This is a genomic window from Rufibacter roseus, assembly GCF_001647285.1.
Lineage (GTDB): Bacteria > Bacteroidota > Bacteroidia > Cytophagales > Hymenobacteraceae > Nibribacter > Nibribacter roseus.
On the sequence record NZ_LRML01000004.1, the window covers coordinates 1 to 12,353 of the forward strand.

General features: G+C 46.3%; 14 protein-coding genes. 7 read left to right on the forward strand and 7 right to left on the reverse strand.

Annotation, left to right across the window (positions count from 1 at the left end; translation table 11 throughout):
- Positions 1-79: 79 nt before the first annotated feature.
- Both A8O23_RS06290 and A8O23_RS06295 read right to left on the reverse strand, forming a co-directional pair.
- Positions 80-766, reverse strand: a complete 687-nt coding sequence (locus A8O23_RS06290) for a hypothetical protein (protein WP_066618316.1) — start codon at positions 764-766, stop codon at positions 80-82.
- A 279-nt stretch (positions 767-1,045) separates the two neighbouring features.
- Positions 1,046-1,891: an OmpA/MotB family protein gene (locus A8O23_RS06295; protein ID WP_066618318.1), complete on the reverse strand. Its 846-nt coding sequence runs from the start codon at positions 1,889-1,891 to the stop codon at positions 1,046-1,048.
- A gap of 268 nt (positions 1,892-2,159) precedes the next feature.
- Here A8O23_RS06295 and A8O23_RS06300 point away from each other — a divergent pair, with 268 nt between their 5' ends.
- The 4 genes from A8O23_RS06300 to A8O23_RS06315 all read left to right on the forward strand — a co-directional run bounded on the left by A8O23_RS06300 (position 2,160) and on the right by A8O23_RS06315 (position 6,115).
- Complete coding sequence (locus tag A8O23_RS06300) at positions 2,160-2,387, forward strand: CDGSH iron-sulfur domain-containing protein (RefSeq protein ID WP_066618322.1); 228 nt, start codon at positions 2,160-2,162, stop codon at positions 2,385-2,387.
- Between the two features lie 202 nt (positions 2,388-2,589).
- A complete protein-coding gene (locus A8O23_RS06305) occupies positions 2,590-4,074 on the forward strand; it encodes an APC family permease (protein WP_066618334.1) in 1,485 nt (494 codons plus the stop codon).
- 119 nt (positions 4,075-4,193) lie between these two features.
- Complete coding sequence (locus A8O23_RS06310) at positions 4,194-5,489, forward strand: metal-dependent hydrolase family protein (protein ID WP_066618335.1); 1,296 nt, start codon at positions 4,194-4,196, stop codon at positions 5,487-5,489.
- A 77-nt stretch (positions 5,490-5,566) separates the two neighbouring features.
- Positions 5,567-6,115: a porin family protein gene (locus A8O23_RS06315; RefSeq protein ID WP_066618337.1), complete on the forward strand. Its 549-nt coding sequence runs from the start codon at positions 5,567-5,569 to the stop codon at positions 6,113-6,115.
- A gap of 110 nt (positions 6,116-6,225) precedes the next feature.
- Here the strand turns inward: A8O23_RS06315 and A8O23_RS06320 are convergent, their stop codons facing one another.
- Positions 6,226-6,642: a hypothetical protein gene (locus A8O23_RS06320; protein WP_153042097.1), complete on the reverse strand. Its 417-nt coding sequence runs from the start codon at positions 6,640-6,642 to the stop codon at positions 6,226-6,228.
- A 150-nt stretch (positions 6,643-6,792) separates the two neighbouring features.
- On the opposite strand from A8O23_RS06320, the gene A8O23_RS06325 reads away from it, so the two are divergent.
- The 3 genes from A8O23_RS06325 to A8O23_RS06335 all read left to right on the forward strand — a co-directional run bounded on the left by A8O23_RS06325 (position 6,793) and on the right by A8O23_RS06335 (position 9,164).
- Positions 6,793-7,305 (forward strand): GNAT family N-acetyltransferase, encoded by a 513-nt coding sequence (locus A8O23_RS06325; protein ID WP_239693354.1) that lies wholly within the window; start codon positions 6,793-6,795, stop codon positions 7,303-7,305.
- A gap of 107 nt (positions 7,306-7,412) precedes the next feature.
- Positions 7,413-8,396 carry a zinc dependent phospholipase C family protein gene (locus tag A8O23_RS06330; RefSeq protein ID WP_066618341.1) on the forward strand — a complete coding sequence of 328 codons (984 nt, stop codon included), beginning with the start codon at positions 7,413-7,415 and terminating at the stop codon, positions 8,394-8,396.
- Positions 8,397-8,549: 153 nt separating this feature from the next.
- On the forward strand, positions 8,550-9,164 hold the full coding sequence (locus A8O23_RS06335; RefSeq protein ID WP_066618343.1) for a deoxynucleoside kinase: 615 nt from the start codon (positions 8,550-8,552) through the stop codon (positions 9,162-9,164).
- Positions 9,165-9,321: 157 nt separating this feature from the next.
- Here the strand turns inward: A8O23_RS06335 and A8O23_RS06340 are convergent, their stop codons facing one another.
- The 4 genes from A8O23_RS06340 to A8O23_RS06355 all read right to left on the reverse strand — a co-directional run bounded on the left by A8O23_RS06340 (position 9,322) and on the right by A8O23_RS06355 (position 12,209).
- Positions 9,322-9,786: a hypothetical protein gene (locus A8O23_RS06340; protein ID WP_082882932.1), complete on the reverse strand. Its 465-nt coding sequence runs from the start codon at positions 9,784-9,786 to the stop codon at positions 9,322-9,324.
- A 244-nt stretch (positions 9,787-10,030) separates the two neighbouring features.
- A complete protein-coding gene (locus A8O23_RS06345) occupies positions 10,031-11,398 on the reverse strand; it encodes a M23 family metallopeptidase (RefSeq protein WP_153042098.1) in 1,368 nt (455 codons plus the stop codon).
- A gap of 95 nt (positions 11,399-11,493) precedes the next feature.
- Positions 11,494-11,754, reverse strand: coding sequence for a hypothetical protein (locus tag A8O23_RS06350; RefSeq protein ID WP_066618347.1), 261 nt, complete (start codon positions 11,752-11,754; stop codon positions 11,494-11,496).
- A gap of 20 nt (positions 11,755-11,774) precedes the next feature.
- Positions 11,775-12,209: a hypothetical protein gene (locus A8O23_RS06355; protein WP_066618349.1), complete on the reverse strand. Its 435-nt coding sequence runs from the start codon at positions 12,207-12,209 to the stop codon at positions 11,775-11,777.
- Positions 12,210-12,353 lie beyond the last annotated feature (144 nt).

A 12,353-nucleotide genomic window follows, 5' to 3' on the forward strand; every position in this document is an offset into this window, starting at 1 on the left:
CTCGTTAGCTGTTTTTTGAAAACAGGCCTAAAACGAGGGGCTTCTTAATGTAAAAGGGTGAAGTAACTTAATTTAACACTTAGTTCTTACCCGTTGATTTGGCTTTGTTTTTAGCTTTCTGGTTTTCCTTGAATTCTTGCCCTGATCGTAAGGCATGAAACTCGCCAATCAGCGTCCGGATTTTGATTTCATCTAGCGTAGTCAGCTGGCTTTCTACCGTTGCTTTGCGGTTGCCCAACTTCTGCAGCACATAATCAGCATAATCCCAGTCGCGCGGAATCCAGTTCTGGCGCTTCACCCGTACATTTTGCATGAAGGTGATGTAGGCATCACGCATGTGGGTTGGCTTGATGTTCTGAATATTGCTGAAACCACCCAATAACTCTTTCTCCCGCAGCTTTACCTCTTCGGCCTGTAATGGAATTTCATCGTACAGGGGCTTTGATTCCATTTCCTCAAATCTGGTCTTTAGCTCCAGGAACTCGCGCTTAGAGTTGTCTGACAAATTATGAAAACCGCTTTCTATTTTACTTGCATGGCGGGCAAATTCACTCTTGATAGCAGGCCATTCGGCACGGGTAGTAGTAGATATTTTATCAGACTGCAGACGCACCCAATCCTTTAGCTGGCGCAAATCCTGCTCTACCGGCGCTTCCTGTCTTTCTGAATAACTGATAGTGTTACTCTCTGATTCCTGGGCACTTACCGATAGCTGTAAACAGAGAAAAAGAACTACCGCCAACTTTAAAATCCTCCAAATATGCATGCCAAATTGTGTTTAGGGTTTGCTGTTTGTCTTACCAAATGTAAAAAAATTATTACAACGGGTAAAGCATTGTTAACTAAGCAATTTTTAGGCCAAGGGCAAAAGAAGCCTGTTTTATATGGCTGGAGGAAGGAACATTACCTATAATTTGAAGCTAAACTTCTAATTCAAAGCAAGGCGATAGTACTTGTTTTCAGCCTGCTTTTTTGAAAACAGGCTGAAAACGAAAAGCCCCAGCCATAAGAATGGGCGGGGCTTTTCTATGTGAACAATTATTCTCTAGTTCTGCTCCAGTATCTGGAAGAGTTCGTCAAGTTTAGGAGTAAGAATTATCTCAGTACGGCGGTTTTTCTGACGCGCTTCAGCGGAGGTGGCAGGGTCTACAGGCACGTACTTTGACCTACCAGATGGGGTAACGCGTTGTGGCGACAAACCAGCATCAGTGAGAATACGAGTAATTTCTGTGGCTCTGAGTACGCTAAGATCCCAGTTGTCTTGCATACCGGCAGTACCTCTTGAAATTGGCACATCATCAGTGTGCCCTTCTACTAACACATTCACATCAGGCTGGTTTTGCAAGGCGCTGGCCAGTTTTCTAAGCGCTTCTTTCCCTTGATCGTCTACCTTGGTACTGCCCGATTTGAACAGTAACTGGTTAGAAAGCGATACATACACTTTACCGTTTCGCACGTCAACTGAAAGGTCTGACGCTTTGAACCCGAGCAGGGCGTTACTTACCACTTGCCGCAGGTTATTCACCGCCCGGTCCTTCTCATCCAGAATGCGCTGCATTTCGGCCAGACGGGCTTCACGCGCTTTCAGATCGGCGCTTAACTGGTCTACCTGCTGGTTTTTGTTGCTGAGGTTGGTTCTGAGAGAAGCTTCAGTAGAAGCCTTTTCTTTGGCTAAATCTGCCTTTTCTTGGGTAAGACGGTCTCTCTCCGTTTGCAGGCGGGCCTGCTCTGCTTCCAGCTCCGCTTTTTGGCGGTTCAGTTCATCTTGCAGCACCACCAAAGATCTGTTCTCGGCCAATGCCGCCTCGTATTTCTTAGTGGACACGCAGGAACCTAACAGTCCCAAGGTGATAAATGCGGCAAATACAGGAGTTAATATTTTTGTTTTCATAGTTGATAATAGGTTTCTAGTATTACGCAATGCGTTAACTACTGATAGTGGTACGCAGGTACCAAGGCTTGGGTTGAAAAAGCCGCTCCACACAAAAATACTCCAGTACGTTTATACGCTGTTTTAATTCTTCCTACCACAATTCTGAAGTGGGTATGACGTCACTTTAGCCAAATCTACTATCTTTGAAACGAGGCAGACTGGCTACTTCACAAACAATGCCTTTCTTCTCTTTTTTTCATCTCCTTTTACTACCTATTTTTTAAAAATGAGCGCAAAAACAAAATTAACTGTGAACAACAACGGCTCGCTACGTATTGAGGGCGAGTTTATTATAGTAGACCCACAAGGCAACGAGTATAATTTGCAAGGGCGCGAGCTTGTATCTATTTGCCGCTGCGGCCTCTCTAAAAACAAGCCGTTCTGTGATGGCTCGCACAAAGGCCACTTTGAGCACAACGCCGTAGCATTTGACCTACCTCCTAAAAAAGCATAGCTTTTTAGTTCTGAGTCGCGAGTTCTGAGTCTTGAGTCTTTTTTGGTTTCATCGCTTTGTGCCTCTTCCGCCTCAGTTAATTTTGAATTTTTTTTTAAATGGTGCTTTCAAATAACTCTTGCCCGCTACTGACGGCAAAGGGTTGTTTGAAAGCACTATTTCTTAGTTCCTAATAATTAATTCCTCATTCCCATCTGGTTGTATGTCCCAAACTTCTACGGGTTTTAAGCGCGAAATAAAACTGTTCGATGCCATTATGCTGGTGGCGGGCTCTATGATTGGCTCCGGCATATTTATAGTAAGTGCTGATATTGGCCGTTCCGTAGGCAGCAGCGGCTATCTGCTTTTGGTGTGGGGTCTGACCGGCCTTATGACCATTGCCGGTGCCCTTAGCTACGGCGAGCTCACCAGCCTCATGCCCCGCGCCGGTGGGCAATATGTGTACCTGCGCGAGTCTTACGGCAAACTAACTGCCTTTCTGTATGGCTGGACACTTTTTCTGGTGATTCAAAGCGGTACAATTGCCGCTGTGGCGGTAGCCTTTGCCCGTTTTACAGGGGTACTGGTGCCTTGGTTCTCTGAAGAAAATGTGCTGTTAGATCTGGGGGTAATTAAATTCACCACGGTACAGTTGTTGGCCATTGGCTCCATTGTCCTGCTCACTATTATCAACCAGCAAGGGGTTAAAAATGGCACCTGGATTCAGAACATCTTCGGGAGCACCAAAATAATCGCTTTGTTTGCCTTACTCGGTTTTGGTCTGCTTTTGGGCACTAACGCTGAAATGATTGCCCTGAACTTCTCCAACCTTTGGGACGCCCAATCTGTTTCGGTAGACGCTGAATCTGGCGCTATTACCCGCACCACGTTGTCTGGCTGGGCTTTAATGGTGGGCATTGGCACTGCCATGATCGGGTCGCTGTTTTCTTCAGACGCCTGGAACAACATTGGTTTCTCCGGAGATGAGATTGTAAACCCTAAGCGTACCATTGTCATGAGCATGGTTATTGGCACCGCTTTGGTGACCATACTATACATTTTGATAAACGTGGTGTACCTGACCATTCTGCCGCTACAGGGTGATCCCGCTGGTACTGATGCCTTGAGCAGGGGAATTCAGTTTGCCAGCAATGACCGTATTGGTACCGCTGTGGCCGAAGTGATGGGAGGCGCTATTGCCACCGGTGGCATTGCTATTCTGATCATGATTTCCACCTTTGGGTGTAACAACGGCGTAATTTTATCAGCTCCCCGTGTGTATTACGCCATGGCCAAAGATGGTCTGTTCTTCCCGAACATGGCTAGACTGAATAAGAACGGAGTACCCGGTGCTGCTTTGACCATTCAATGCGTTTGGGCTAGCTTGCTTTGCCTTTCCGGCCAGTATTCTGACCTGCTGGACTACGTGATTTTTGCCGTGCTTCTGTTTTACATCTTAACCATTGGCGGAATCTTCATTCTGCGCCGTACCATGCCAGATGCCCCACGACCTTATAAAGCAGTAGGCTATCCGTTTATTCCGGCCCTGTACATGACCATGGCTTCTTTTATTTGCCTTATACTGCTCATTTACAAGCCTAATTATTCGTGGCCAGGGCTAATTATTGTTGGAATAGGTGTGCCCGTCTATTACTTTTTCGGGAAGCAATTCAGAAAGATTCAAGACCCAGAGGAGCAAGAACTGTAGTTTCTGTTTCTGTCCTCCATCTTCTAAACTTCCGCTGTTTTCGAGCTGCTTTCTGAAAAACAGCTCGAAAACAGCGGAAAATATCATCGCCCCTTCAAATCACCTAAACCCTTTGCTGTATGAAAAAAGCTTTACTTTTAGTAGCCACAGTGGTGGCAACGGTTTTCTCCGGTTTACAGGCCGTGGCTCAAAAGACCTATTTGCATTGCGGAGTATTGATTGACGGCAAAAAAGATCAACCACAACGCGAAATGACCGTGGTGGTGGATGGTAATACAATAGTAGCGGTAGAGAAAGGTTACTCAACGCCTGCCGCCGGTGCAAATGTGATTGATTTAAAGAATTTAACCGTCATGCCTGGCCTTATAGACATGCACGTGCATTTTGAAAGCGAAACCAGCCCTACCGCATACTCAGAGGAAATCTCCCTGAACCCTGGCACTATTGCTTTTAGATCAGTGAACTATGCTGAACGCACGCTTATGGCAGGCTTTACCACCGTACGTGATTTGGGAGGCAGCGGAGTGAATGTTCAGTTGCGAAATGCTATCAAACAAGGGCTTGTCAAAGGTCCAAGAATGTATGTGGTACGCAAGGCAATTTCAGGCACCGGAGGCCACATGTACCCCACCAACGGCTACCGTTCCGATTTGCAGGGCGACCCCGGACCAGCCCAAGGCGTGGCCAACGGACCTGATGAAGGCCGAAAGGCTGTGCGGTACCAGTACAAAAACGGCGCAGACTTAATTAAAATAGCCGCTACGGGGGGTGTATTGAGCGTGGCCAAAGACGGATCTGCCCCCCAGTTTACGGAAGAAGAGATTAGAGCCATTGTAGAAACCGCCCATGACTTAGGCCTTAAAGTGGCGGTGCACGCCCACGGCGCCGAAGGTATGAAACGGGCAATACGGGCAGGCGTGAACTCCATTGAGCACGGCACCCTGATGGATGAGGAGACCATGGCCCTGATGAAGAAACATGGCACCTGGTACGTGCCCACTATTACAGCCGGTAAATCAGTCGCAGATTCAGCTAAGATTCCGGGGTACTACCCACCGCTGGTTACTCCCAAAGCCTTGGCTATTGGTCCTCAGCTACAAGGTACATTCTCAAAAGCATACAAAGCCGGGGTGAAGATTGCCTTCGGCACCGATGCCGGGGTGTTCATGCACGGGAAAAACGCCAAAGAATTTGAATACATGGTGGAAGCCGGAATGCCACCCATGCAGGCCATAAAGTCGGCTACGGTACATGCTGCAGAACTTCTTGGCGCGTCAGACCAGCTGGGGTCGGTGGAAAAAGGCAAATTTGCTGATTTAGTAGCCGTGAGCGGTAACCCGCTGCAAGACATAAAAGTGCTGCAACAAGTTAGTTTTGTCATGAAGGATGGCGTGGTGTACAAGCAGGCAAAGTAAAAAGAGCATTAAATTTATTGCCCCTTTTTATATTAAACCCCTTTTGCTGTATCTTTCTGATCAGTTTTAAATGATTTATGAAAAAGTTAATTATTGCCGGAGCTATCATGCTCCTGAGTTCAGCAGGAGCATTTGCCCAGACAAGTTATGGTTTGAAAGGGGGCTTGAACATCTCATCTGTAAGAATACCAGACAGTAATGTAAAATCGTTGCTAGGGTTTCACGTGGGGGGCTTTACTACAACACAAATTTCTGATCGCTTTGCGTTACAACCAGAGCTGCTGTACTCACAACAGGGGTACAAAGACGCTAAATATGACTATCGGTTCCACTATCTGAACGTTCCGCTTATTTTCAAAGGAACCATTGCCGGTGGCTTACATGCCCAGGTAGGTCCTCAGTTTGGCATTTTACTTAATGCCACCCGCAAAGAAGGCAAAGTATCTGAAGATATCACCAAAAAGAAATTTGACAGCGCTGTAGGTCTGGGGTTTGGCTATGACATGTCAGTTCTGCAATTCTCTGCCCGTTATAACTTAGGCTTGACTGATACGAATGACAATGGCTTAGGCTTCAATGGTTTCACCAATAACGTTTTCCAGCTTTCAGTAGGGGTAAGCCTGTAGGCCAACCTACCGGAACAACTAAAAAGCCCTGTAGAAACAGGGCTTTTTAGTTGTTATAAATTCTTGGGCTACTGCTTTATTACAACATGATTATTTGGCTCAGAGGGAAATTAGTAAGCTTTACAACGTTTACCCGTCAGGGCACTAACCTGACAATCCTCTACCCCCGGAATGGGCACTGTATACCCGTTAGATAGAATAAACTGGTAGAGCGAAGTATGCACAGCCGGATTGGGAAATTGAAAGAAAGAGACAAGGTTATGACTATGCAAAAGTGCGCTCCTTGTGCCTAAGACGAAGTACAGCGGTCGTTCTATTGGCGTCTCATACCGCACCAGATAATTCGATTCGCCCCCTTCCGAGTAGTTGAACACTTCCCCTCCTTCCCAATTCCTCACTTCCTGGATGGACGTGTTCTGAGCAGAAAAATCTTTACTTGTAATCATGTCAGCCCTACCCAATAGTAGAATTGACATAAATAAACAAAGTACCAGAATAGATTGCAGCACTGATAAGGTTCTCTCCATACAACAACTTGTTTTATGTACCTAATCCTACTTAATCAATGGTTGCAATACTAGATAAATTATATGCTTTATCCAAAATATTCAATTTTAAATAAATTTACCAACCTTGCCTACTTTGCTAAATTTGTACTTTAATTACTTGCTTCACTAATGGCTCAAATAAATAAATCAGGTGTAGAGGTTCAGATAGAAGAAACTACCAGCATGGCAGTTATACATGACTTAGCTCATGCCATTTGGTACCCAACCTACCAAAGCATTTTGTCCAAAGAACAGATAGAGTATATGCTGGAGCAAATCTATGCCGTACCGTCGCTTGAAAAGCAGTTAGTCGAAGGACAGGTGTTCCTACTGCTAGAGGAAAATAGACAGCCGGTAGCCTTTGCAGCCTTCTCACTTTTAGAACAGGATGAGAAAGTTTACAAGCTCAACAAAATCTATATTCATCCCGCTAAACAAGGCAATGGCTATGGGGAGCTCTTGCTGGCAGAAGTAATAAAACGCTGCATTGCAGAAGGGGGAAAAATTTTGGAGCTGAATGTACACAGGGAAAATCCTGCGCGGCATTTTTACCAGAAAAAAGGGTTCACCATTCACCAAACTGTTGACATTCCCTTCGGCCCATTTACGTTGAATGACTATGTCATGCGCCGCCCGCTTTGATATCTATCATATAAGAGAAGCAGACACTTGAATTTCATATCCTGATTAGAAGTAGTTATATTTTCATTTGTAGCACTGAAACAGAGTCGTTTACCATATACAAACAGATGCGTAAAACTTTACTGATACTTGCTTTTACCCTAGGCTGCTCCGCCCTAAGTTTCGGCTGGGGCTTTCTGGGGCACAAGGTTATACAGCAGTTGGCAATTTATGCCTTGCCAAAGCAAATGCAGGGCTTCTACCACCGGCACATGGCCTACCTGGTAGACAATTCAGTACGGCCAGATGAGCGACGTAACTCTGACCCCGATGAGGCACCTCTCCATTTTATTGACGTAGATGTGTATGGCCCAAACGCGGTGAATGAAATGCCGGAAAGTTGGGCCGCCGCCAGTGCCCAGTATCCTATTGATACATTAACGAAATACGGGCTGGTGCCCTGGCATGTGGTGGAAATGAAGAAACACCTCACCCGGGCGTTTCAAATGAAAAATTCTGACAGTATCTTGTTCTATTCTGCTGATCTGGCCCATTACATTCAAGATGCCCACGTGCCCCTGCACACTACAGTTAACTATGACGGACAATTATCTGGGCAGCCCGGGCTGCATAGCCTTTGGGAATCAAAGTTGCCGGAACTCCACCTGAACCAGTACTGTCTACAAACCAAAAAAGCCAGCTATTTACAAAACCCTGAACACCAGATCTGGGAAGTGGTGCGGGCTTCACATAAGCTATTGCCAGAGCTGCTGGCCCAGGAAAGAATTGTCTCTGGTGATTTTACGGACCAAACTAAATTCAATGTGACTGAGCGCAATGGCCGCACCCGCAAATATTACTCAGATGAATTCGCCAAGGCCTATCAAAAAGCTTTAGGCAATACAGTACAGAGTCGCATGCAGGCTGCCGCAGCACAAACGGCCTCATTCTGGTACACTTGCTGGGTAGACGGCGGCAAGCCAGACTTAGAGGCACTTCTCTCCTCTCCGCGCACCAAAGCTGAAGAAAAGCAACTCAAGAGAGAACGCAAAGCATGGAAAAAAGGAAGCCTGCAGTCCGAAGATCTGCTCCTGACAAAGCCCCGCTCCTAGCCTTGCTATTTCATTCTGTTTTAGCGCTGTTTTTCCAAAAACAGCGCTAAAACGATTACACTATTTCTCAGCTGCCTCAGAGGTTCCTGCCTATAATGTGGTGATTATCCCGTACTTTTGCCGTCCGCTGAAAAATCATCATAAAGAGAAGACATGCATATCGCGATTGTTGGAAATATTGGAGCTGGTAAAACTACGTTAGCCACTAAACTGGCGCAGCACTTTAAATGGGAAGTGTTTCTAGAAGCTGTTGACGATAACCCTTACCTCAAGGACTTTTATGAGGACATGCCCCGCTGGGCGTTTCATCTGCAGGTTTTCTTTCTGAACAGCCGCTTTAACCAGGTTCTTCAAATCAACGAGAACAAAACTGGGGTGGTACAAGACCGTACCATTTATGAAGATGCCTATATCTTCGCTAAGAACCTGCACCAGTCAGGTATGATGAGCGACCGCGATTATCAGAACTATTTCAACCTTTTCCAGTCAATGACCAGAATGGTGAAGGCGCCTGATTTGCTGGTGTACCTGCGGGCAGATTTACCTAAACTAATTGGGCAGATTCAGAAGCGGGGCCGTGACTACGAAGACAATATTTCTTTGTCTTACCTCAAAAACCTGAACGAGCACTATGAGCAGTGGATCAACGGCTACAACCACGGCAAACTGCTGGTGATTGACGTGAACAACATGGACTTCGTGAAAAACCCTGAAGATCTGGGCACTATCATCGAGCGAATCAATATTGAATTGTTCGGTCTGTTTTAACAACTACTTCCTCATTCAATAAAGAAGCCTGTTTTGAGCTGTTTTTTGTAAAACAGCTCCAAAACAGGCTTCTTCGCTTCACTGCGTACACATATAGATGTTAAGGATTAAGCAAAAAGAGGTGTATAGAGATTACAACAGAATTACTTGGTGAAGGCTACACACTCTCTAACCACTCCTTAGCCTGGGTAAGATCTCGAAAAAGCTTGACTTCACAGTCAGGGGAAAACCTTTTTTGCAGATCCTGGGCAGGGGCCAGATCGTGTAGGTCACGGGAAACCACCATTGAAAAGTACCGAAGCCCCGCCGCCACTGCCAACGGGAGCCATTCATACTCCAGCCAATCGTTGGCCTCTGCCCAATCACCGGTTACGTCGCTTTTGTCGTTTAATATTTTAGGGCAGTGAAAACTTTGCTGCAGCTCAAGATACTTCTTGGCAACGGCAATGGTATCTTCAGAATTGATATGGCCACACCATTTAATGTAAAAGAAATCTTTGTGAGGGTAATGCTCAATTCTAATTTGCGCATGTAAATTCTTAATTTCCCAGGTAGCGGCCATAAACCTTTGTGTCTTAACTACTGCACTTACACCAATTTTATAGTAATAGTAATCTCTCATTCCTGGCTAGACCTAGACAGGAATGAGAGAATAGCTTTCACAACTATGCAGACAGAAATTAGGGGGAGCACTATTCTGAACAGCGTTTTTACTACCAGCTCTCTTTGCTTTAAAAACTAAACTGATTTCTTCTTTTGTTTATAAAAAAAGGATCTTCATCAGTTAGTATTATAACTTTTTGGCTTATAAGTATTTATACGGGTTTGTTCATTACATGTTGTTGCCCTATCTGCCAATAACAGCCTTATTGTAATGCCGCATTTGCCACCCACCCTGTTTCTCCGGCTGGGTTCTTTACAAGCAAATGATCTTGGTATCTTGCTAATACACGCACAGTAGTATCAACGGGCAGTGTTAATTTGGTGGCCGCTAAAGAATCTGAGGCATCTAGCAAAGGAGTCTGTTGCCGCAAGCGCACTGTTTGCAAAGGTTTGTCAAGGGGCTCCACCAGACTTCCCGACACATACCCCAGTTGGCCATCTGGCAGTTCTACTTTAAACCAATTACCGGAACCAGCCAAAACCTTTACCGGTGCATGTTGTGGCAGTGTACCTAACGCAGTAGCCGAGGTGCTGGGCGCCTGCCTTAGGGTTACATTTGATCTGGCCACCCGTGTCCAGTTTCCGAAGTGGCGCTCATCTACCTGAAGCTCGCTGGGCTTTGCCCTGTCCTGGTGTACATACGGGTAAGGATCTACCGCACCCTGACCAAACCTGTAAATACCAAAGTGCAGATGCGGCGGTGTGGTACGGGCGTTGCCGGTGTTGCCTAACAAGCCCAAAGTGTCACCTACCTGTACGCGTTGTCCCGGCTGTACCAACTGACTGTCTAAATGGGCATAATAAAGGCTTTGCCTTCGCTTATTGTCTGAAAGCCACACCACTTTACCGCCAATGGGCGTGGTGTTCACTCTGGTTACGGTGCCGTCTACTGAGGCTACTACCGGGGTGCGGCGCGGCGCGAAAATATCTATGCCTTCATGCCTACGGGCTCCGGCGTCACGGTCTGCCCCCCAAAAGCTCTGTATGGCACGGCTGTCGCGCCCCTGCACCGGGAAAGCCAGCACTGGCATGGTTTCAATGGTTACGGTGTACTGCCCACTGCGCAGTAATTCAGGCTGCACTCTTAAAATATGCGGCAGTTCCTCCTCTATTTCATAGTCAAACCCAGATCCGGTTGTGTCTGCGTTGGCTACATGGTTGGGCTTGGCTGGGTCAGAAGCATTGGCTTCAAACAAATCTACAAACAACTGTGGCGCTTCTTTACCTTGTGACTGTACCCGTACCGCTACTTTCTGCCCCCGCTTCACAGTGAATTGGTAGCTTGTAGCCTTTGGTTCGGCGGCCGGGAAATAGCCTGTTTCTTTAAAGGGCAAGGTAATAGTGGCGGGAGTTTGCAAGGCTCGTTCGCCGGCAGATATCCATTGCTGCCCCATGGCGGTTTGGTCTAGCTTGGCATCTTTCAGGCGGCTCAGGTACCGCTCATAAGGCGTCTGTTTCTTCAATATGCCTCGCAAGGTTTTCTCGGGGCTACACCCCGACATGAGTAAAAGGAAAAGAAAAAGGGTACAGCAAACAGACGTAACTTTAGCGTGATGGTAATTCAGAAACATGGCTCCTTCTTTTAAAACAGATAACCCGGCCAAGCAGCATTAGGCTACCTAACCGGGTTATCTTTACGCAAATAGTTTGTAGAAGTGCCGCTTTTCTATTCTTCCTCCACCAAACGCTGGTGCGGGTGCTGGTAATTGCGCGCCTCCTGCTCTTCAATCACTTCATAGGTATCTAGCATCAGGTTAGGGTTGTCTGAGTTAGATCCTTTCACATAAACACCTTCCGGGGTGCGGTAAATGGCATAGTTGTGCAGGCCAAACGGAAACAGGTTATTGCTTCTTATTTCTTTGGCATACGTCAGGTCAAGCTCCTGTCCTCCGGTAGCGGTCACCAGGTAGCGGCTATGGTCAGTCATATGTATACTTTGTATCGGAATTAATGAGAAGGCACTACCTGCGGCTGTTGCGCCAACCACAACTTAGCCTCTTGCTCTGAGGCAAAATGCCGGTTCAGGCAAATACCTACCTGGTTTGACATATCTTCTACTGTCTCTACTGCCAGCTGGGTAAACACATTTTCTGGCACCACAAGTGCAATGTAGACAAATTGACCTGGCGAATTTTGGGCTAGCTGAGGAATGATGGAAGTAGCCACCCATTTTTGATCTTCTGGCGCCACAATACCCATTTCCCGTACATCTACATGTACACGGTGCGTAGGGGTTTTACGCATACTGGCCACTATTCTTTCATTAGCATCTCTGAACTCAGCGGAGCTACCTTTGCGCTTATAACGCAGAAACACTGCCTCCAGCACCTGGTCATAACCGGTAGCGGCATAATCATCTTCAGTGTGAACAATTTTTGCCATAATAAGAGATAGAGAAAAGTGTCTGATTTCTTAGCTGTAAAATAACCAGTGCTACTAGTCATTTTCAGCTTGTTTTCTTAAAAACAGGCCGAAAACTCAAGTCAATAATGAATTTGTAAAGTAGCTGATTTTTAGTGAATCTGA

What these genes read in the sequence shown, in the direction of transcription:
- A8O23_RS06290 (WP_066618316.1), bottom strand. Translation starts at nt 766, where the DNA reads ATGCATATTTGGAGGATTTTAAAGTTGGCGGTAGTTCTTTTTCTCTGT.
- A8O23_RS06295 (WP_066618318.1), bottom strand. Translation starts at nt 1,891, where the DNA reads ATGAAAACAAAAATATTAACTCCTGTATTTGCCGCATTTATCACCTTG.
- A8O23_RS06315 (WP_066618337.1), top strand. Translation starts at nt 5,567, where the DNA reads ATGAAAAAGTTAATTATTGCCGGAGCTATCATGCTCCTGAGTTCAGCA.
- A8O23_RS06325 (WP_239693354.1), top strand. Translation starts at nt 6,793, where the DNA reads ATGGCTCAAATAAATAAATCAGGTGTAGAGGTTCAGATAGAAGAAACT.
- A8O23_RS06330 (WP_066618341.1), top strand. Translation starts at nt 7,413, where the DNA reads ATGCGTAAAACTTTACTGATACTTGCTTTTACCCTAGGCTGCTCCGCC.
- A8O23_RS06310 (WP_066618335.1), top strand. Translation starts at nt 4,194, where the DNA reads ATGAAAAAAGCTTTACTTTTAGTAGCCACAGTGGTGGCAACGGTTTTC.
- A8O23_RS06320 (WP_153042097.1), bottom strand. Translation starts at nt 6,642, where the DNA reads ATGGAGAGAACCTTATCAGTGCTGCAATCTATTCTGGTACTTTGTTTA.
- A8O23_RS06335 (WP_066618343.1), top strand. Translation starts at nt 8,550, where the DNA reads ATGCATATCGCGATTGTTGGAAATATTGGAGCTGGTAAAACTACGTTA.
- A8O23_RS06350 (WP_066618347.1), bottom strand. Translation starts at nt 11,754, where the DNA reads ATGACTGACCATAGCCGCTACCTGGTGACCGCTACCGGAGGACAGGAG.
- A8O23_RS06340 (WP_082882932.1), bottom strand. Translation starts at nt 9,786, where the DNA reads ATGAGAGATTACTATTACTATAAAATTGGTGTAAGTGCAGTAGTTAAG.
- A8O23_RS06345 (WP_153042098.1), bottom strand. Translation starts at nt 11,398, where the DNA reads ATGTTTCTGAATTACCATCACGCTAAAGTTACGTCTGTTTGCTGTACC.
- A8O23_RS06305 (WP_066618334.1), top strand. Translation starts at nt 2,590, where the DNA reads ATGTCCCAAACTTCTACGGGTTTTAAGCGCGAAATAAAACTGTTCGAT.
- A8O23_RS06355 (WP_066618349.1), bottom strand. Translation starts at nt 12,209, where the DNA reads ATGGCAAAAATTGTTCACACTGAAGATGATTATGCCGCTACCGGTTAT.
- A8O23_RS06300 (WP_066618322.1), top strand. Translation starts at nt 2,160, where the DNA reads ATGAGCGCAAAAACAAAATTAACTGTGAACAACAACGGCTCGCTACGT.